This window comes from Vibrio sp. zbq_1, assembly GCF_043102935.1.
Lineage (GTDB): Bacteria > Pseudomonadota > Gammaproteobacteria > Enterobacterales > Vibrionaceae > Vibrio > Vibrio parahaemolyticus.
The window spans coordinates 57668-76552 of record NZ_JBICJH010000024.1 but is presented as its reverse complement, the minus strand read 5'-3'; the positions used below and the strand labels follow the sequence as shown (position 1 = coordinate 76552).

Sequence of the window (18885 nt, the reverse complement as noted above, 5' to 3'; positions counted from 1 at the left end):
TGACAATAAAAGTCGGTGAGATTAGTCTGCTCACTTCTCTTATTATTATCTTTGTCGTTTACATGTCCGGTTCCCAACAAACTACTAAAACAGTTGCACCGTCTGCGGTCGCTCTGATCCCATTGATCGTATTCCTTGCGCTATTTATTGGCGTAGGCACGTACTTATCTTTGCAAGGCGTTGAATTTGCCTTCTACCAGCTGCCAGCACCAATTGCGGTATTACCAGCCATCATCATTGCGTTTCTTCTCAGCAAAGAGAAACTTAACCGCTCTATTGAACATTTTATGCGTGGTGTTGGTCATCAAGACATCATCGCAATGTGCATGATCTACTTGCTTGCAGGTGCGTTTGCTGCCGTTGCAAAGGCTTCTGGCGGTGTCGATGCTACCGTAAACTTAGGTCTATCTGCCATTCCGACCAGCATGATTTTGCCTGGTATTTTCATGATCTCAGCCTTCATTGCGACAGCGATGGGCACTTCGATGGGCACCATCGCTGCCGTTGCACCTGTGGCTTTGGGCATTGCTCAATCTGCAGGTATGAGCTTGCCATTAACCGCTGGTGTTGTGCTCAGCGGCGCGATGTTTGGTGATAACCTTTCTATCATCTCTGACACCACCATCGCGGCAACACGCTCTCAGGGCTGTGAAATGAAGGACAAGTTCAAAGAGAACATCCGCATTGCACTGCCTGCTGCACTGGTTGCTATGGGTATTTTTGCGTTCAATAGCACTGCGACTCAAGTGCCAGAGACTGGTCCAATTGAATGGTTAAAAGTGCTACCGTACGTCACCATTTTGATTTTGGCGGTTTCAGGGCTTAACGTATTTGTTGTGCTGACTATCGGTATTTTACTGGCGGGTGGCGTAAGCTTGGTTTCGATTGACGACTACGGTCTAACGAACCTAGCGCAAGACGTGTACAGCGGTTTTGGCAACATGCAGGAAATCTTCCTACTATCGATGCTGATTGGTGGTCTGAGTGAATTGATGCGTCGTCAAGGCGGTCTTGCTTTCCTGACCAACTTAGTGAGCAGCATGATCCACGCGTTTGGCTCTAGCCATTCAAAACACGCGAACAGCCGCGCAAGTGAGCTAGGTATCGCGGGCTTGGTTTCTATGGTGAATGGTTGCACGGCAAATAATACGGTCGCTATCATCGTATCAGGTAGCGTGGCGCGTCAGTTGGCGGAAGAGAACAATGTCTCTCCTCGTCGCTCAGCAAGCTTGTTGGATATTTTCTCGTGCGTGGTACAAGGCATTTTGCCTTACGGCGCGCAAGTATTGTTGCTAGGCTCAGTATTTAACCTTTCTCCATTAGAAGTGGTTGCCAACTCTTACTACTGTTTCGCGCTGGCAATTGCAGCCATTGTGGCGGTGTTTATCAAACACCCAGCACGCCAACCTGCAGTGCAAACCGAAAACTAACGACAAATACCAAAAAGGCTCCGATGGAGCCTTTTTGCTTTCCGTTCTTCTTTATTTTCCTTGCTTCAAACAGATTCACTTTAAAACTGAACGCAAACTTTGCGCACTGTGTAAAGGAATCGCGAAGCAATGCGCCACATCGCGTAGAGCTTCCACCTGAGCCGCGTTACTGATTGCTAATTCGCCTGCCACATCGAAGTGGTTATTCTCAAACCCAACTCTCACATCGAATCCAAGTAACATCGCACTCGCTAAACAGTCTTGCTCTCGCGCGCCAAAAGCACAAATGGCACATCGAATTTCTTCCTCGTCAAAACGCGCCAAATTCAAACCTCGTAAATCCCATGGCGAAGACTGTTGAGCTTGGTGATAACGCCCTAACACCACTAATGCATGCTGATGCGTTTTAGGTAACACGCCCGCATCGCGTAGTTGGAAATAACGTTCAATGTCGGTTGTATCGTAGAGAATAATTTGGCTCACGATGCTGTTCTCTGCCAACCAATGGAAAAAGGCATGCCCTTCTTTCTCACTTGCGCGATCGGGGATTAACTCCCTCAATGCGAAAGAAGCCGCTTCAGGTTTCACAGCTTTGACTAACGCCCGCTGTTGTGGCGGAGAATATAAACCCACTGCCTCTGTGGTGAGCTGAACCATCATGGTTTCTCCCACCGCTTCTTTCACGGCATGGTAAATTTCCATGTTGTCGTCGATGTCTAATGAATGACGTTCGTTGGCATCTCTAGCATGCAAATGGATCATGGCAGCCCCTGCCGTTTGACAAGCGATAGCCTCTGCAACCAGTTCGTCTTTTGTCATGGGTAAGTTGGCGTGATCGTGCTTAGTTTTTCTAGCACCGTTTGGGGCCACGATAATGGCGATAGGTTCTCGCAAATATTGGTTTGCTACTTCCATGTCTCCGCCACCTCTTTTAACGTCAGTGAGAGTTTACCGACTAGTTCATCAATATGATGAGACTGAATAATGAATGGCGGTGCGAGCAAAATATGGTGCCCATTAACGCCATCAATCGTCCCGCCCATTGGATAGCACATTAAGCCATTTTCCATTGCTCGCTGTTTGATGCGTTTGTCTGCCAATGTGGCTTTACTCAGAGGCGACTTGCTTTCTTTATCCGCCACCAGCTCAATGCCAACAAACAAGCCTTTACCACGAATGTCGCCAATGTACGGTAAATGGGCCAATGCAGAAGTAAGCTCATTACGCAGCAAAACACTTTGCCGATTCACCGCCGTTAATAAATCTTCTTGGAAGATGGTTTCAATTGTTGCCACGGCGGCAGCGCACGCCATAGGGTGCGCCATAAAGGTATGACCGTGTTGGAAAAAACCGCTTCCATCAGCAATAGCTTGATAGACTCGATCATTAGCAACCACCGCGCCAATAGGTTGATAACCCGCACCAAGCCCTTTAGCCATACAAACCAGATCGGGCTCTGCCTCTTCTTGCTCAAACGCAAAAAAACTACCACTTCGCCCAACGCCACACATGACTTCATCCAAGATCAATAACACATCGTATTGGTCGCATATTTCGCGAATACGTTTGAAGTAACCTTGAGTCGCAGGCACAGCTCCAGCGGTGGCTCCCACAATAGGCTCGGCGACAAAAGCCATTACATTCTCAGCCCCCAGCTCAAGAATTTTTGCCTCTAGTTCATTCGCCGCTCGCAATGAGTAATCCAATTCCGACTCATGACTCTGCTGATAACGATAAGCATAGCAAGGGGCAATGTGATGACTCGGATGCAAGATGGGTTTGAACGGTTCACGTCGCCATTCATTACCACCGACCGCCAGAGCTCCCAACGTATTGCCGTGATAACTTTGCTGACGCGCGATGAATTGCTTTTTATCTGGCTTACCTGATTCTACAAAATACTGCCGCGCCATTTTTAGTGACGACTCCACCGCTTCTGATCCGCCACTGACTAAATACACATGGTTGAACTGCTCAGGCATATGCTGACAAATCAATTCCGCTAGTCGCTCACTGCTGTCACTAGTAAAAAATCCAGTATGAGCAAACGGCACTCTCTCGAGCTGTTCCAACATGGCTTTTTTAACGGCTTGATGACTATGGCCAAGGTTTGATACCGCAGCGCCACCACAAGCATCGAGATACTGTTTTCCTTGTTTATCGAATAGATAAACACCTTCACCTTTATCGATGATTGGCAGCGTGGCATGGCAATGACGGTGAAATACGTAAGACATTTGAGTCCCTTTCAATGTATAAGATTTGCACACATCATCAGGAACAAACCCAAACGCGACAAGGGAATAAATTTCACCCACCATGAGCTTTTGGAATACCACAACCCAAAAACAATAAAGCCTTTGATATTTAAACAATAAAACAAATAAAGGCCAGCTTTTTTTAAAGGCTGGCCTATGGGTAACCAAAAGCTAAAAAAAGAATCGTTTTACACGTTTAGTGCCTGTTCTAAATCGGCTAGGATATCGTCAATATGCTCAATACCCACAGATAAACGAATCATCTCTGGTGACACACCAGCTTGTTTTTGTTCTGCTTCGCTCAACTGACGATGAGTCGTCGATGCTGGATGACAAGCCAATGATTTTGCATCGCCAATGTTCACCAAACGCTTAAAGATTTTCAGAGCGTCATAAAAGCGCACACCTGCTTCATAACCGTCTTTTAAACCAAACGACAAAATCGCAGAAGGCTTACCTTTCATGTATTTTTCAGCGAGGTTGAAGTGTGCTGAACTCGGCAAGCCGGCATAACTCACCCAACTGACTTTGTCATGCTGTTCCAAGAATTCAGCCACTTTGAGTGCATTCTCAGTATGGCGTTCCATACGCAGCGGTAACGTTTCTAGCCCTTGCATAAGCATAAATGCATTCATCGGTGATAATGCCGAACCGGTATTACGCAATGGTACGGTACGCGCGCGCCCGATAAATGCTGCCTCACCAAACGCTTCGGTATACACCACGCCGTGGTAAGAAGGTTCTGGTTGGTTGAAAACGGGAAAACGGCCTTTGTGCTGCGCCCAAGGGAATTTACCGGAATCCACAATCACGCCACCCAATGTGGTGCCATGCCCACCAACGTATTTAGTGAGAGAGTGAACTACGATATCCGCACCGAACTCGATGGGTTTGCACAGCACTGGCGTCGCGACGGTGTTATCCACAATCACAGGCACACCTTGTGCGTGAGCAAGCTCCGCCACACGTTCTAAATCAATGATATTACCCGCAGGGTTACCAATACTCTCGCAGTACACCGCTTTGGTATTTTCATCAATTAACTCGGCCAAACTTTCTGGCTTGTCATCTTTGGCAAACTTCACTTGAATACCTTGATTTGGCAGCATGTGCGCAAACAAGGTGTAAGTACCACCATAAAGTTGCGGCGTAGAAACGATGTTATCGCCCGCTTGCGCTAAGGTCAGAACCGCATAGTTAATCGCTGCACTCCCCGCACTCACAACCAATCCAGCAATGCCGCCTTCTAACGCCGCCATGCGTTTTTCCAGAACATCGTTAGTCGGATTCATGATGCGAGTGTAGATATTACCCGGCACTTCCAAGTTAAACAGATCAGCGCCGTGCTGCGCGTTATCAAACTCGTACGCGACCGTTTGATAAATCGGCGTCGCGACAGATTTAGTGGTAGGGTCAGTTTCGTAACCAAAATGGATGGATAGCGTTTCGTCTTTCATGTTCTTCCTTGAGCGTCATCGAGATAAATCGTGGACTTATCATGCCGACTTTTTAACCACAGAACCTCGTTATGGGTCACATTGCCCAAGTCCAGAAACGTTTATGAAATGGGAAAAGGTAACATTTTTGATATTCATCGATAGGTATAACTTGCGCTTGATTGAAAGTCTTTAATCTTGTTGATAATCCTCCTTCAATATGAACTAAAGTGAATGTGATCTATTGAGTTCTCAAACTCATTGAGATGGGAGCAATAGGCAAAAAACTTACTCTGTATGGAGATGACCGATGAACAAAAACTGGATCCCCATTGCCCTATCTGGGCTTGCTTTAACGGGGTGTTTTTCTGAAGAAGCGAAAGAAGTAGAAGCCGTCGCCGAGCCACTCAAAGTAACCGCCGCAGACAAAATTTATTATGGTGGCGACATCCTAACTATGTCTGGCGATAAGCCAGAGTACGCCGAAGCCGTCGCGACATTAGGCGAGAAAATCATTTATGTCGGCAGCAAAGATGGAGCGATGGAACACAAGTTCGGTAAAACACAGTTGGTCGACTTAAAAGGCAAAACTATGTTGCCTGGCTTTGTTGATCCGCACAGTCATGTGTATGGTGTTGGTCTGCAAGCCATGGTCGCAAACGTGCTGCCATCTCCTGATGGCGAAGCCGATACCGTTGCGAAAATCATCGAAACCCTGAAAAATGCCGAGAACGATAATACGCAACGCCTATTCATTGAGAAAACGGGGTGGATTTTAGGTTTTGGTTACGACGACGCCCAACTGGATTACTACCCTACCAAAGCGGATCTCGATAAAGTCAGCACAGATAAGCCTGTATTAATTATCCACACTTCGGGGCATTTGAGTGTCGCGAACAGTAAAGCGTTAGAGCTAGCAGGCATCACGGCAAAATCGGAAGATCCAAAAGGTGGCATTATCCGCCGAATGGAAAACAGCCAAGAGCCAAATGGGGTCCTAGAAGAAAACGCGCACTTTGCAATGCTGTTCAACCTCAATAAGTTGATTGATTCTGAACTTCAAGATCGCATGTTAGAAGCCTCGCAAGGTTTGTACGCGAAATATGGCTATACCACGGCTCAAGAAGGACGAGCAACATCAGAAGGTTATGAAGCGATGAAACGCGCGTCGAAAAACGACAAGCTGATGATCGACTTGGTTGCTTACGCCGATATGGTATCGAGCAGTGATTTTATGGACTCAGAATACAACACGCCAGAGTACACAAACCATTTCCGCATCGGTGGCGTAAAGCTGAACTTTGATGGATCTCCACAAGGTAAAACGGCATGGCTAAGTCAGCCTTACTTCCACCCGCCACATGGACAAGATAAAGACTACGCTGGCTACCCAACCTTTGAAGATCAACAAGCTTACGATTACGTAGAAACGGCCTTTAAAAATGAATGGCAAGTGCTGACGCATGCCAATGGTGACGCTGCGATCGAGCAATTTATCAATGCAGTGACCAAAGCAAATGAAAAGCTAGGAAAACAAGACCGCCGACCTGTACTCATTCACGGCCAAACCATGCGCCAAGACCAAGTGGATCGCTTAGCTGCGCAAGGCATCTTCCCTTCTCTATTCCCAATGCATACTTTTTATTGGGGTGACTGGCATGTAGACTCGGTGCTCGGCCATCCTCGTGCCGATTTCATTTCACCAACTCAAGCGGTGAGAAAGGCAGGGTTAAAGTTCAGTACTCACCATGACGCACCTGTGGCGCTGCCAAGTTCATTCCGAGTATTGGATGCGACCGTCAATCGCACCACCAGAACTGATAAAGTACTGGGGGCAGATCAGCGCGTTGACACGTACACCGCGCTGCAAGCCATGACCATTTGGCCAGCTTACCAACACTTTGAGGAGTCGTATAAAGGTTCTATCGAAGTCGGTAAGAATGCGGATTTAATCATCCTCGATAACAACCCGATGAAGATTGAACCTAAGGCGCTAAAAGACCTAAACGTGGAAGAAACCATCAGCAGAGGTCAATCGGTTTATCAACGACAGTAATCCAAAATAAAACACCGCCGCTATCGAGGCGGTGTTTTCTATCTGACTCACCAAGCACTATCTATTTGCTCGCCACTAGCTTCGCTAACCAAGTAGGAAACTTTTCGTATTTAAGAATAAACCACACCTAAGCAAAGGTGGATTAATCAAAATCAGAAGGTCGTTTTGAGAGCGGCTTTAACAGCCTGATTCAACTTACTTAGCACCAATTCAAACACCCAACGAATAAAGGAATAAGTAAATTTGATCGCGATATTTGCACCTTTCCCCGCAAATACCAACATGTGGCCAAGTAAACCTTTTACGCGTTCAGAAAATTCGCTAGAGAGTTCTGAAATTTTGACGATTGAACGAGCAATCGCGTCATATATAGTAGCAATAGCAGAACCTACATTTTGCAGGGCAAAGACTGACGCCGCAGCCCCACCATCAACTAACAACGTAAGGAGCGCTGCCGAGATCTTATCTGCCCAATCAGCAGAAGGTGTGGCTTGAAGTCGATTCTCATAGTTTAAAACGACGCGTTTAAAAGTGGAGCTTGCCTTTTGAAAGCCAAGGCTATCCCAGGTTGCAGTCTGTGTATAAGAACTGTACTCCGCCATAAAATGTGCGCTAGGAAAAAGACCTTGAGCACGATTCAATATGTACTCCGAACCATCATAAGGCACATGATAAAAAGGCCATACTGGCGCTTTTGTTACGGGGTCCGCACCATTGACACAACGGAAGTGCGTCGATATTCGAGATGATGAGTTGATCGAAAAAGATTTCATTCCGACTCTTGGTGAGCCAAAAGTATATAAGTTAACTCTGCCTTTAAACTCTGGAGAAGCAGAAATCCAATTAGCAACCAGAGTCGCTAATGCCCCACCTAAACTGTGTCCAACACAATGTATAGTACCGTTAGCGGTTACCGGATTATCACGAAGAAAACGAGTTAGACCTTTTCTCATAGAATAGAACGTAGTTTGGAATCCCGAATGGACGGTCTCTCCGGTATCTGTTCCTTTCCCGCTACACGTTAAGTCGGTAATCCCATCAGCTAATCCTGCTGTACCTCTAAAAGCTAAGACAAGGTCATTTTTATAACGCTGACTTTTTCCCTTTCCTAGCAGAGCAAACCCGGTTTCAGGGCGAAAGAAAAAACCACCACTTGTGCCTGTAATCATGTCCTTGAAAGAGAAGTCATTGCGAAGAGCAAGGGGAACTTCTAAATCCTCTAAATTCTGCTTTATGGAGTAAGCAGCTAACGCCAAATAACTGGCCTGTTTTGGAGAAATTTCACTCATAACTAATCAACTATATCCTTTTTTGCAATGTAAGTATCAGAGTCTTCGTCGTACAAATAAGTGGTGACTCTGTCGTTGCTCCAATCACAAATCGAGTAAACAGATATAGGTAAACCTTTTTCGGGAGCGATCTCCACTTCATGAATACGCTCGATATTGGTTAACTCACAATTAATATCCGAGAGCATTGAAAGCAATGGTTTTCTTCCATCTGGTGGCACCCAAACACCCCAAACTTTCTTTTGATCACCCTGCCAATTGAGATAAATTTTTTGATGTACGTTCAAACTCCCGCCAAATATGTCTCCGGGAGCTCGCGACCGAACAGTAACACCAGGAAAGAAAAACTCACCTAGTTCATTGGTTTGGGCTTCATCCTTTAGCGTTTTTCCTTTTTTATATCCTTCATAAAAAAGTTCTCGATGAACCGTTAGCCCAACTTGTGGTTTACCATCAAGCTTAATAACACCACGTACTTCTGGTGACATTTCCACATCGTATTTTTTAAACGGCCAAAACATTGCACTTGCTCCTACCGAAAATAGAGCTAGGACCAATATAAGCGAGTTTTTTTTAGCCATAGCCTTTCTCTATCCATTAGTTATTTTCTAGGATGATATGGAAAAAGATGAGTAAGAGAGAGAAGTTAATAAAGTGAAGATAATTTGTGGGAAGTGGCTCAAGATAATATGTAATTAAGACATTTATTTTTATTATTTCTTAAACACTTAAATCATCGTCGTGACTCAATCTGCTTCAAAAGCCACTCTCTAAATCGCTCAGTTGACTGGCTTCTTGTATTCATGATCAAGTAATACCCAGCATTGGCAGGAATGGGGGCGAATGGAGAAACCAAACGTTTCGTCGTCAATTCATCCTCAATCAACGCCATGCGTGCCATCGCGATCCCGACTCCAGCTTCCGCCGCAGACATCGCCATGTCTGTTCGATTGAAAAAGTGACCGACATCGGTTTTAAAATCGAATCCCATTGCCGAAGCCCAATACAACCACTCATAGTCACGTGTCGCTTTTTCCCACGGCATCGCGTCGTGCAACAACGTAGCCGCTTGCCATTGATTCGCAGACATCGACGATGTTTGATCACCAAAAGGAGTTTTTAGCCACCGATGATCCTCAAGGTATTTAGGGCTCATCACTGGCAGCAATTGTTCATCGAGAATCAACTCGGCATCATGGTCTCGATAAGGGTGAAGACCGTAGTCAATGGCGACGTCATAGTCTTTCAAATCGCTGTTGACTAGCGCTCCTTCCGCAAAGATCTGCACTTGAATTTCTGGGTTCTCTAGTTGAAAGCTTTCGAGTTTAGGCACTAGCCACTTAAAGGCGAATGAGGGAGTGAGCTTCAAGCGAACCTCATTGATATGCTTTTCTACTCTCAGATCATCAAGCAACTTGCCTAACTCAGAGAAATGCAACTGCGTGGCTTGTTGCAGTTGTATTCCCTTTTCGGTGAGGCGGATCCCTCGAGAGTGGCGTTCAAAAAGAGTAAAACCTAACGACTCTTCTAAGTGGATTATTTGTTGGCTTACAGCTCCTGTCGTAAGGTGTAGTTGCTTAGCAGCGCCCGTAAAACTGGCATGTGCCGCCACTTGGTTAAACAACCATAAACCACTTATCACGTTACTTCTCATTACTAAGCCTATAGTTTTTCTAAACACTGTATGTAATTTATATCGATTGTTAACAAAAGGTAAAGAAAAGAAACTAACCGCTACTGATAAATGTGTGGAGTACCTCAATGGAAGTCATCGTATTAGGCAGCGGTGTTATCGGTTTAACCTCTGCTTGGTATTTATCTCAAGCAGGCTATCAAGTCACGGTCATCGATCGCCAACCAAGCAGCGCGATGGAAACAAGCTTTGCCAATGCAGGACAAATTTCTTATGGCTACTCATCCCCATGGGCAGCTCCGGGTATCCCGCTCAAGGCGATCAAATGGCTGATGGAAGAACACGCTCCACTAAAAATAAAGCCGTCGCTAAGCACAGACATGATCAGTTGGGCAAGCAAGATGGTTGCGAACTGCACCTTGCCTCGCTATCAAATCAACAAAGCTCGCATGCTGTCTATCGCCAACCACAGCCGAACTTGCTTAGCACAATTACGTAATGAGCACGCGATTGAATACCAAGGACGCCAGTTTGGTACCTTGCAAGTGTTCCGCACAACTCAACAGTTAACCGCAATCGAAAAAGACCTCAAGCTGCTTGAGCAAAGTGGTACTCGATTTGAGTTGATGGACGTTGAACAGTGCCTTCGACAAGAACCCGGTTTAGCGCTGGTCAAAGATAAAATCGTAGGCGGGTTGTATTTGCCTGATGATGAAACAGGTGACTGCTTTCAGTTTTGCCAACAGCTGACAGAACTTGCGAAAGCGCATGGTGTCACGTTTAAATTCAATACCGAAGTGAGTAATTGGGTTACTGTAGGCAAAAAGATCATAGGTGTCCAAACGAACCATGGTTTGTTTAAGGCTGAGCAATTTGTCGTTGCTTCTGGTAGCTTTTCCACTGCGCTTTTAAAGCAGCTCGATATTGATATCCCAGTGTATCCGGTTAAAGGATATTCACTGACGCTACCGATAGAAAATGAAGAATACGCACCGCGCTCTACCGTCATGGATGAGACTTACAAAGTCGCTATGACTCGATTTGATGACCGCATACGAGTGGCTGGCACCGCTGAGCTTGCCGGTTTCGATCCATCCTTGCCACAAAAGCGCAAAAACACGATTGAGATGGTGGTTCGCGATTTGTTCCCTCGCGGCGGTGATTTCAGCCAAGCAGAATTCTGGACCGGATTTCGCCCAATGACGCCAGATGGCACACCAATCATAGGTGCAACGCCATACGACAACCTCTTTACTAATACTGGGCATGGGACGTTAGGGTGGACAATGGCATGTGGTTCAGGGCACTTATTAGCCAATATCATGACAGGTGAAAAAGCCAAAATCATGGAGAACTCAGAGCTCAACTTACTTCGTTACGCGTAAATAATCGCACAAAAATCAAACAGACCTTTATTCCACATACTGCATAGTAGTTAGCATTTTTAACTCATCGAATATGCAGCACATTAAAATGACAACGTGCTGCATATTTAATCAAACCAATTAATTCCCCATCTAATTGCGCACAATAATCAACTAGAACCAAATTTTAACAACATCAAGCCATTCTGTGCCCACCATCACGCTATAAACGATTTATAGACAAAAAAGTTAACAATTACATTACAAAAAGGGTAATGTGTTGTTTGAAAAATAACCACAAACACAACTAACAGGGAAAATACTCATGCAGTCATTAGTTGATTTTCTGAATGGAATTATCTGGAGCCCAGTACTGATCTACCTGTGTCTTGGGGCGGGTTTGTTCTATTCGGTCATGACACGCTTTGTGCAGATTCGTCATTTCTTTGAGATGTGGCGCTTGCTACTTTCGGGCAAAAGTTCAACCAAGGGGATCTCATCATTTCAGGCGCTTGCCGTTTCGCTATCTGGCCGTGTAGGTACAGGTAACATTGCCGGTGTTGCTGCGGCTATCGGCTTTGGTGGCCCTGGCGCCGTATTCTGGATGTGGGTTGTTGCCTTCTTTGGCGCAGCAACAGCATATGCAGAATCCACTCTCGCTCAAATCTACAAAGAAGAAGATGAAGGTGAATTCCGTGGCGGCCCTGCTTACTACATCGAAAAGGCAATGGGGCAAAAATGGTACGCATGGATCTTTGCTATCTCGACCATCTTTGCGTGTGGTGTGCTACTTCCTGGCGTTCAATCCAACAGTATTGGTAACGCGGTAGAAGCAGCATTTGGCTCTGGTGACATGATCGAAACCGCTATTGGTACCTTCAGTTTTGCTAAAATTTTCACTGGTACGGTTGTCTGTGTCATTCTTGCCTTCATCATCTTTGGTGGCGTAAAGCGTATTGCGAACTTCACTCAGATCGTTGTGCCATTCATGGCCTTGGCGTACATCATCACCGCTTTCGTTATCATTCTTCTAAACATCGGTGAAATCCCACGCATTATCGGCATGATCCTAGGAGACGCGTTCACTCCTATGGCTGGTATTGGTGCCGCCATTGGTTGGGGTGTTAAACGTGGTGTTTACTCAAATGAAGCAGGCCAAGGTACCGGCCCTCACGCAGCAGCGGCAGCAAGCGTTGATCATCCTGCACAGCAAGGTCTGGTTCAATCATTCTCAATCTACATCGATACACTACTAGTATGTTCGGCAACTGCGTTTATGATTCTTATCACAGGGGCGTACAACGTACACGGTGCGGTTGAAGGTGCATTCCTTGTGCAAAACCTACCAGCCGATATTGGGGCCAATGGTCCAGTATTCACGCAAATGGCGATTGAAAGTGCTCTGCCTGGAGTTGGTAAACCGTTCATCGCTGTTGCACTGTTCTTCTTCGCATTCACCACGATCTTGGCTTACTACTACATCGCAGAAACAAACATTGCCTACATTCGCCGTACCTTTAAAGTGAACGGTCTGATGTTTATCTTAAAACTGGTACTTATCTCAGCCGTGTTTTACGGTACAGTAAAAACCGCAAACCTAGCATGGGCGATGGGTGATGTTGGCGTAGGTTTGATGGCTTGGCTGAACATCGTGGGTATCTTGATCATCTTCTTTATGTCGAAGCCTGCTCTGAAAGCGCTGACCGACTACGAAGAACAACAGAAGCAAGGTGTCACAGAGTTTACGTTCAACCCAGTTGCGCTAGGTATCAAAGGTGCAGATTACTGGGAAGAGAAATACAAACGTAAAACGGGTCAAGCACCAACGACTGAAACTACCGCAACAGAAACAGTAGAACAGCCTTCGACCTAAGTTTCTTTCCTTAAAAATAAGAAAAAGCAGTGGTCCGTTCTTCGGACACAACAAAGGGGTTAACCAGTGGTTAACCCCTTTTTATATCAGTCAGATTTGAAATCTTACTTGGTTGGATACACTTGTTTCCAATCGTTTTTCATATCAGCGATTAACCAACCTTTCGCTTTCGCTTCATCCAATCCTTTATCTAGCTTACCAATGCTAGAGGTGCGGTCATATTTCCACTCACGTTGGTCATCCGTGTGATGAACGTACATTGCTAAGCGAGGACCAGTACCTGACGTCGTCCATTGCAGCATTTGTAGGTCACCATCTGAGTTGCCAAACGAAGCTATTGGGCGCTTACCAATGTGCTGATAAATTTGCTGCGGTTTTTCCGCTTTGTCGTTATTCACTTCAATGCCCGGTACGCGCTTAACTTGGTAACTACCATCAACATTAACGAACTCTGTAGATAGACGAGTACCAATGATACGCTCGGATGGGATGTTGTAGACATCCGTCGCCCAAGCTCGCATAAAGGCATTGCCACCACCAGACACAATGAAGTTTTTAAAGCAGTTGCTATCAAGATAATCCAACAACTCTAGCATTGGTTGATACACCATGTCGGTGTATGGGCGGCCCGTTACGGGGTGCTTAGCCGTACTTATCCAAGCCTGTACAATAGAAGTGAACTCATCGCTGCTCATTCCTGAATGCGTTTTTTGCACCATGGTTAGAACATCTTCTAAGCTCAGCTTATCTATCTGCCCGCTTAACACCAGTGAGTATGGTTTAGTCGTCTTCCAATCAGGGTGGCTAGCCGCTTGCTCTTTAATTTGGTCGAGCACAAACAAGATTTGGAAGTACATCGGCTTTTCTGACCATAACGTTCCGTCGTTATCAAAAGTGGCAATACGATCTTGAGGAGCAACAAAATTGGGAGAGTTAGCGTCAGTAACATCACTGACAAATTGGATAATTGCTTGTTTGGTTTGACCGTCGTTCCACGAAGGCAATGGGTCACTATTTTGCGCCAAAAGCGGAAATGAAATCACAGCGACAGCGAGCGTAAAAACATTCAAGAGGTAATTTTTCATCAGTTGTAAACTCTTTGTATAGGGGAGTTTAATAATGGAGCATTCTCGAAGAAAAAATTCGCTCTTGGTCACAACAATGTTTTATTCGGAATATTCCTACTTGAAAGCCCAAAAGATTCATAAAATTCAATGAAATAAAAAAGCGGACCTATTGGCCCGCTTTTTCAATGAGTTCGATTTAACGCTTAAGCTGCGACTGCTTCAACTTTACGAGCGATTTTTGCTTTACCTACAGGCAGAACTTCACGACCAAATTCGTTGTTTAGCACTTGCGCCATTGCGAAGTAAATTGCGCTTGCGCCACAGAAGATACCTTCGAAGCCAGCGATAGCACCGATAACTTCGCTACCAGTGAAATCACGAGCAGCAAGCAAGAAGAACAGGATAGTTAGAGAACCAAATACCACCTGCTTCGCTGTTGGGTAACATAGAGAGCCAATGAACATGAAACCAGTGAAGATACCCCAAAGTGCTAGGTACCAACCCATAAAGCTTGCTGGGCTTGCAGGAAGACCCATGTGAGGCATTACGATTAGACCAACCAATGTTAGCCAAAATAGACCGTAAGAAGTAAACGCAGTTGTGCCGAACGTGTCGCCGCGTTTAAAGCACATGATGCCAACGATTACTTGGCTAAGGCCACCGTAAAAGATGCCCATCGCTAGAATCATAGAGTCAAGTGGGAAAAATCCTGCGTTATGAATGTTCAGCAGAATAGTGGTCATACCGAAACCCATCAGACCTAGCGGTGCTGGGTTAGCCAGTTTTGTCGACATGTACAAATACCTTTTTTCAAAAATGTTGATAAAAAATGCGCGCGAATTTTAATGGACACCCAATCAAAAGAGAAAAGCCGTTATTGAAAACTTAGATTCCACAAATAAGCAACAGCACAAATAAAAAAAGACCCTGCTAAAAAGCAGAGCCTTTATAAAGAGTTAAATTATTTATTGGCAGGAAATCTCATCCCAGAACCAGTTGCTCTGCGTTGGGCTTTCCCACACTCCAGGGCCGTTTTTTGCGACAAAGCATTTGTTTTGGTACGTCACTTTATCACCGTTAGCCACTTGAGTTACGCCTGGCTCCCACTGAATGAAGCTACCTGTTACTGGTGGCACTGGCTCAGTGACCGGAGGCTCTGGTTCTGTGACTGGCGGTTCTGGTTCAGTCACAGGTGGTTCAGGTTCCGTTGTTGGCGGCTCCGTAGGAGTGCCTGAAACCAACTTCCAAGGGTCTCCTTTCGTTGGCTCATTACCTTGTGACCACCATTTCGCTTCGTAAACAGCACCTTGGTAAGAAACTTGATCACCAGTGTTGTAGACTTTGCCTGAATCCCAAGCTGCCACGCCACCTACAGGCGGATCGACCGGATCTACAGGGTCTAACTTGTCAACCACACGAACTTCAGGCCAACCCGCATGAGATTGGTAGAAGTTAGTTACACACTTCTCGTAATCACCCGCAACTAGCGCAGAGTAAGCCGTTTGGAAACCAACCAGCTCACATTCAAACGAATGGCCTCCAGGGCGATCTGAGTAGTATTTCCAGTTACCATCCCAGTTAGTGTAAAGCACGTCAGTTGCGCCATTTAGGTTTAGGCTGCCGTAAGGCGTTTGCTGCCAACAAGTGTTCTTCTCGTCAGCTTCAATTGGAATTTGGTAGTGTGCCGCCAAACCTTCCCAGTAACGGATACGGTTAACAGGCTGACCTTTATCCTTGTTTTGCTCACCACACTCAATACCACCATTGATCACGTTGATAGTGGTACCGAAGCCGTAACCAATGCCTGCATCAAGTTCACGTTGTGAAGGAACCCAAGTACGGTCAATTACATGTAGCATTGCTGGTTTAGGTGCTTGTGGGGTTAGGAAGAACCAGATAGCCGATGCCAAGTTCAGCCACGAATCCGCAACCAAACCTGGATTTTTCAGTAATACGGATGCATCGCCATCAAACATCACTTCAGAGAACGCGCCATAGTTAAAGTGGTAAGAAAGCTGTTTAGCACCACGTCCAAAGTAACCTTGTCCCGGTTCACATGGCCAACGTTTGTTTTGCCAGTCATTTTGACCACAACCTGTCGTGTAACCTTCTTGACCTTCTGACCAGCCCATTTCACGTACGTGAACCAAAGCTTGCTGCCATTCTTCCAATCCAAGAGGATTATCCGATACGTTATCAATCGAAATATGACCACCGGTTTCCTGCGCAAAGTGAGCAAAGGCTGTCACGATCGATTTTTTACAAATCGCATCCGAATCACGGCCATCAGTGTACTCACCACAGAATGCTGGGAATTTACCAATCGCACGTAGGAAACGCGTGTAAGTGTATTCTGGTGCGGCCATTTGAGTCAGGAAGTCCCACTCACTTTCAGGGAACACACGCTCTACACGCTTCACGTTTTCTGGGTTGGTTGCCGCTCCAGGAACAATCGCTTCAACGACTGAGTTAGGGCGCGTCTCTAGTGCTTGTGACCAAATGGCATACATAGGGTCAGAGGTTTTGCTTTGCTCCATAGCTTGAACGTCACCACGAGCAATGACATAACCATTCGGATTTTGCGGATCAGGCTGGATATTCATACTTGCATTCGCTTGTGCCGCTAGGACACAACTCAATGCAAGAGGAAGATGTTTGAGTGCAAACATGTCTAGTCTCCGGATTTAACAATACAATATACAAGGAATAACTAGACATATAGTGGATCATATATAAAAAACGCCGAGCGAAGTGAGTTCATTCTGCGAGACAAAATGAATAAATAAGTCCTCGCACACATTTTGTCACAAGAAAAATGTTACCTTGACTCAAAAGAAAAGCGGAGGCTGACTACGCCTCCGTTTGATGATATTTCTATCTCTATCACTCTGCTGAAACAGACTCAAGTTTCTCGGTTGGCTTCTGTTTTGATAGCACATAGTAAATAGCGAACTGAGCGACAATCGCCGCAAGTACAATCACTGGAGAGGCGGCAACGCCTGCCAAAAGAAAGCACCCAAGTGCAATCACGCCATTCAACATCGCGTAAGGCAACTGTGTACGGAAGTGCTCATACTGTTCACACCCTGCTCCTGTTGACGACAGAATCGTGGTTTCAGAGATTGGAGAACAGTGATCACCAAATAAACCGCCGGATAACACGGCACCAATGCAAACTAGCAAAGGAGCATCAATCGCAACGGCCGTTGGGATCACTAATGGCATCATGATGGCAAACGTGCCCCAAGATGATCCCGTAGCAAACGAGATAATACCGGCAAGCAAAAAAGCAACGGCTGGCAATAGCCAATACGGGAAACCGGCTTGAGCTTGTTCAGCAATATATGCAGCTGCACCTAATTCTTTCCCAACAGAGCTAAGCGCCCAAGCCAATACCAAGATAACCGCGACAGACATCATGTTTGACATGCCTTTGAGGTACACTTGGATACCATCGGAAAGCTTTCTGACGCCATAAAACGCCATCAGCGCAATTAGAGTGAAGGCCGCGAAGAAGTACGCCGAAGAGAGTGCAGCCCTAAACGTTGAGCCTGCCACTTTTTGAAATGGAAAACCGTGTGGCACCAGGATGGTACATAGAACCACCAGCATAACGAGCAAAGGTGCCCATACAAAACTGGATTTTGCATTTTTATGCGTAAACACATCCATCGATTCCTGAATTTTTCCAAAGTCGGAACCTTGTTCAGCTAACTGTTCAGCCTTCGCCATCGGGCCGAAGTCCAACTTGAAGAAAGAGACAATCGGCACAATCGCGATCGCAAGAAAGGCATAAAACTGATACGGGATCGCACCAATGAAAGCATCCCAGTCACTCATACTGACATTCAGGGCAATAAACTCTTTTTGAATCAATCCCATGATGTAAACGCCCCACCCGATAAAAGGAATCAAGATTGCGACGGGAGAGGAAGTAGAATCGATAATGAAAGCTAATTTTTGGCGTGATACTTTTAACTTATCAAATAAAGGGCGAAAAACAGGGCCAACAATCAGTGGTGTACCAAGGTCTGAGAAGAAAATAACGACACCACCGAACCATGCTGATAGTTGAGCTTGGCATTTACTCGCCACCCATTGGGTAACCTTTTTAGCAAAGGCGACACCGCCGCCGGACTTTTCCATTAAAGCGACGAAACCACCAATAAACACTAATAACAAAATCACACCAGCGTTGTAGCTATCCGTAAGTTGCGGCAGTAGATAGCTTTTCATCAACGAGCTAAACGAGTCTAGTGGTCCTTTTTCGACAAATGTCCCTTCAAGCATGGCGACGCCACTGACCACACCGGCGAACAAACCAACGACGACATTTCTCGTAGTCAGCGCGAGGAAAAGGGTAATAAGGATGGGAATGAGGGAGGTAACGTCAGCCTGTTCCATAGCAATACCATTTTTAATATTTAAACAATAGAAATGAATATATATCTAATTTTAGCGCATGTATATATTTCTCAT

14 protein-coding genes are annotated in these 18885 nt (G+C 45.7%); 4 read left to right on the top strand and 10 right to left on the bottom strand.

The window, feature by feature from the left end:
* Window positions 1-62 precede the first annotated feature (62 nt).
* Complete coding sequence (locus ACF8CV_RS11945) at window positions 63-1430, top strand: Na+/H+ antiporter NhaC family protein (protein ID WP_005464256.1); 1368 nt, start codon at window positions 63-65, stop codon at window positions 1428-1430.
* Between the two features lie 75 nt (window positions 1431-1505).
* Here the strand turns inward: ACF8CV_RS11945 and ACF8CV_RS11940 are convergent, their stop codons facing one another.
* The 3 genes from ACF8CV_RS11940 to ACF8CV_RS11930 form a co-directional block, all read right to left on the bottom strand.
* Complete coding sequence (locus ACF8CV_RS11940) at window positions 1506-2345, bottom strand: 3-keto-5-aminohexanoate cleavage protein (protein WP_138938480.1); 840 nt, start codon at window positions 2343-2345, stop codon at window positions 1506-1508.
* Window positions 2336-3667 carry an aspartate aminotransferase family protein gene (locus ACF8CV_RS11935; protein ID WP_138938481.1) on the bottom strand — a complete coding sequence of 444 codons (1332 nt, stop codon included), beginning with the start codon at window positions 3665-3667 and terminating at the stop codon, window positions 2336-2338. The genes ACF8CV_RS11940 and ACF8CV_RS11935 overlap by 10 nt, the downstream gene beginning before the upstream one ends.
* Window positions 3668-3876: 209 nt before the next feature.
* Entirely contained in the window at window positions 3877-5145 is a 1269-nt protein-coding gene (locus tag ACF8CV_RS11930) for an O-acetylhomoserine aminocarboxypropyltransferase/cysteine synthase family protein (protein ID WP_138938482.1), read from the bottom strand.
* Window positions 5146-5434: 289 nt separating this feature from the next.
* Between ACF8CV_RS11930 and ACF8CV_RS11925 the strand changes: the two genes are divergently transcribed.
* A complete protein-coding gene (locus ACF8CV_RS11925) occupies window positions 5435-7180 on the top strand; it encodes an amidohydrolase (RefSeq protein WP_138938483.1) in 1746 nt (581 codons plus the stop codon).
* A gap of 152 nt (window positions 7181-7332) precedes the next feature.
* Here the strand turns inward: ACF8CV_RS11925 and ACF8CV_RS11920 are convergent, their stop codons facing one another.
* The 3 genes from ACF8CV_RS11920 to ACF8CV_RS11910 form a co-directional block, all read right to left on the bottom strand.
* Complete coding sequence (locus ACF8CV_RS11920; protein WP_020840162.1) at window positions 7333-8469, bottom strand: lipase family protein; 1137 nt, start codon at window positions 8467-8469, stop codon at window positions 7333-7335.
* A 2-nt stretch (window positions 8470-8471) separates the two neighbouring features.
* Complete coding sequence (locus ACF8CV_RS11915; RefSeq protein WP_020840161.1) at window positions 8472-9050, bottom strand: DUF6795 domain-containing protein; 579 nt, start codon at window positions 9048-9050, stop codon at window positions 8472-8474.
* 152 nt (window positions 9051-9202) lie between these two features.
* Window positions 9203-10123 (bottom strand): LysR substrate-binding domain-containing protein, encoded by a 921-nt coding sequence (locus ACF8CV_RS11910; RefSeq protein ID WP_025524635.1) that lies wholly within the window; start codon window positions 10121-10123, stop codon window positions 9203-9205.
* A 107-nt stretch (window positions 10124-10230) separates the two neighbouring features.
* On the opposite strand from ACF8CV_RS11910, the gene ACF8CV_RS11905 reads away from it, so the two are divergent.
* Both ACF8CV_RS11905 and ACF8CV_RS11900 read left to right on the top strand, forming a co-directional pair.
* Window positions 10231-11487 (top strand): D-amino acid dehydrogenase, encoded by a 1257-nt coding sequence (locus tag ACF8CV_RS11905; RefSeq protein ID WP_138938484.1) that lies wholly within the window; start codon window positions 10231-10233, stop codon window positions 11485-11487.
* A gap of 304 nt (window positions 11488-11791) precedes the next feature.
* Complete coding sequence (locus tag ACF8CV_RS11900; protein ID WP_138938485.1) at window positions 11792-13339, top strand: sodium:alanine symporter family protein; 1548 nt, start codon at window positions 11792-11794, stop codon at window positions 13337-13339.
* Window positions 13340-13443: 104 nt separating this feature from the next.
* Here the strand turns inward: ACF8CV_RS11900 and ACF8CV_RS11895 are convergent, their stop codons facing one another.
* The 4 genes from ACF8CV_RS11895 to ACF8CV_RS11880 form a co-directional block, all read right to left on the bottom strand.
* Window positions 13444-14424, bottom strand: a complete 981-nt coding sequence (locus ACF8CV_RS11895; RefSeq protein WP_138938486.1) for an HAD family phosphatase — start codon at window positions 14422-14424, stop codon at window positions 13444-13446.
* 185 nt (window positions 14425-14609) lie between these two features.
* Window positions 14610-15200 carry an acetate uptake transporter gene (locus ACF8CV_RS11890; protein WP_005460258.1) on the bottom strand — a complete coding sequence of 197 codons (591 nt, stop codon included), beginning with the start codon at window positions 15198-15200 and terminating at the stop codon, window positions 14610-14612.
* 171 nt (window positions 15201-15371) lie between these two features.
* Complete coding sequence (locus ACF8CV_RS11885) at window positions 15372-17075, bottom strand: chitinase (protein WP_005460218.1); 1704 nt, start codon at window positions 17073-17075, stop codon at window positions 15372-15374.
* A 214-nt stretch (window positions 17076-17289) separates the two neighbouring features.
* Window positions 17290-18810 (bottom strand): Na+/H+ antiporter NhaC family protein, encoded by a 1521-nt coding sequence (locus ACF8CV_RS11880; RefSeq protein WP_138938487.1) that lies wholly within the window; start codon window positions 18808-18810, stop codon window positions 17290-17292.
* Window positions 18811-18885: the final 75 nt, after the last annotated feature.

What these genes read in the sequence shown, in the direction of transcription:
- ACF8CV_RS11915 (WP_020840161.1), bottom strand. Translation starts at nt 9,050, where the DNA reads ATGGCTAAAAAAAACTCGCTTATATTGGTCCTAGCTCTATTTTCGGTA.
- ACF8CV_RS11900 (WP_138938485.1), top strand. Translation starts at nt 11,792, where the DNA reads ATGCAGTCATTAGTTGATTTTCTGAATGGAATTATCTGGAGCCCAGTA.
- ACF8CV_RS11925 (WP_138938483.1), top strand. Translation starts at nt 5,435, where the DNA reads ATGAACAAAAACTGGATCCCCATTGCCCTATCTGGGCTTGCTTTAACG.
- ACF8CV_RS11895 (WP_138938486.1), bottom strand. Translation starts at nt 14,424, where the DNA reads ATGAAAAATTACCTCTTGAATGTTTTTACGCTCGCTGTCGCTGTGATT.
- ACF8CV_RS11935 (WP_138938481.1), bottom strand. Translation starts at nt 3,667, where the DNA reads ATGTCTTACGTATTTCACCGTCATTGCCATGCCACGCTGCCAATCATC.
- ACF8CV_RS11885 (WP_005460218.1), bottom strand. Translation starts at nt 17,075, where the DNA reads ATGTTTGCACTCAAACATCTTCCTCTTGCATTGAGTTGTGTCCTAGCG.
- ACF8CV_RS11910 (WP_025524635.1), bottom strand. Translation starts at nt 10,123, where the DNA reads ATGAGAAGTAACGTGATAAGTGGTTTATGGTTGTTTAACCAAGTGGCG.
- ACF8CV_RS11930 (WP_138938482.1), bottom strand. Translation starts at nt 5,145, where the DNA reads ATGAAAGACGAAACGCTATCCATCCATTTTGGTTACGAAACTGACCCT.
- ACF8CV_RS11880 (WP_138938487.1), bottom strand. Translation starts at nt 18,810, where the DNA reads ATGGAACAGGCTGACGTTACCTCCCTCATTCCCATCCTTATTACCCTT.
- ACF8CV_RS11940 (WP_138938480.1), bottom strand. Translation starts at nt 2,345, where the DNA reads ATGGAAGTAGCAAACCAATATTTGCGAGAACCTATCGCCATTATCGTG.
- ACF8CV_RS11920 (WP_020840162.1), bottom strand. Translation starts at nt 8,469, where the DNA reads ATGAGTGAAATTTCTCCAAAACAGGCCAGTTATTTGGCGTTAGCTGCT.
- ACF8CV_RS11905 (WP_138938484.1), top strand. Translation starts at nt 10,231, where the DNA reads ATGGAAGTCATCGTATTAGGCAGCGGTGTTATCGGTTTAACCTCTGCT.
- ACF8CV_RS11945 (WP_005464256.1), top strand. Translation starts at nt 63, where the DNA reads ATGTCCGGTTCCCAACAAACTACTAAAACAGTTGCACCGTCTGCGGTC.
- ACF8CV_RS11890 (WP_005460258.1), bottom strand. Translation starts at nt 15,200, where the DNA reads ATGTCGACAAAACTGGCTAACCCAGCACCGCTAGGTCTGATGGGTTTC.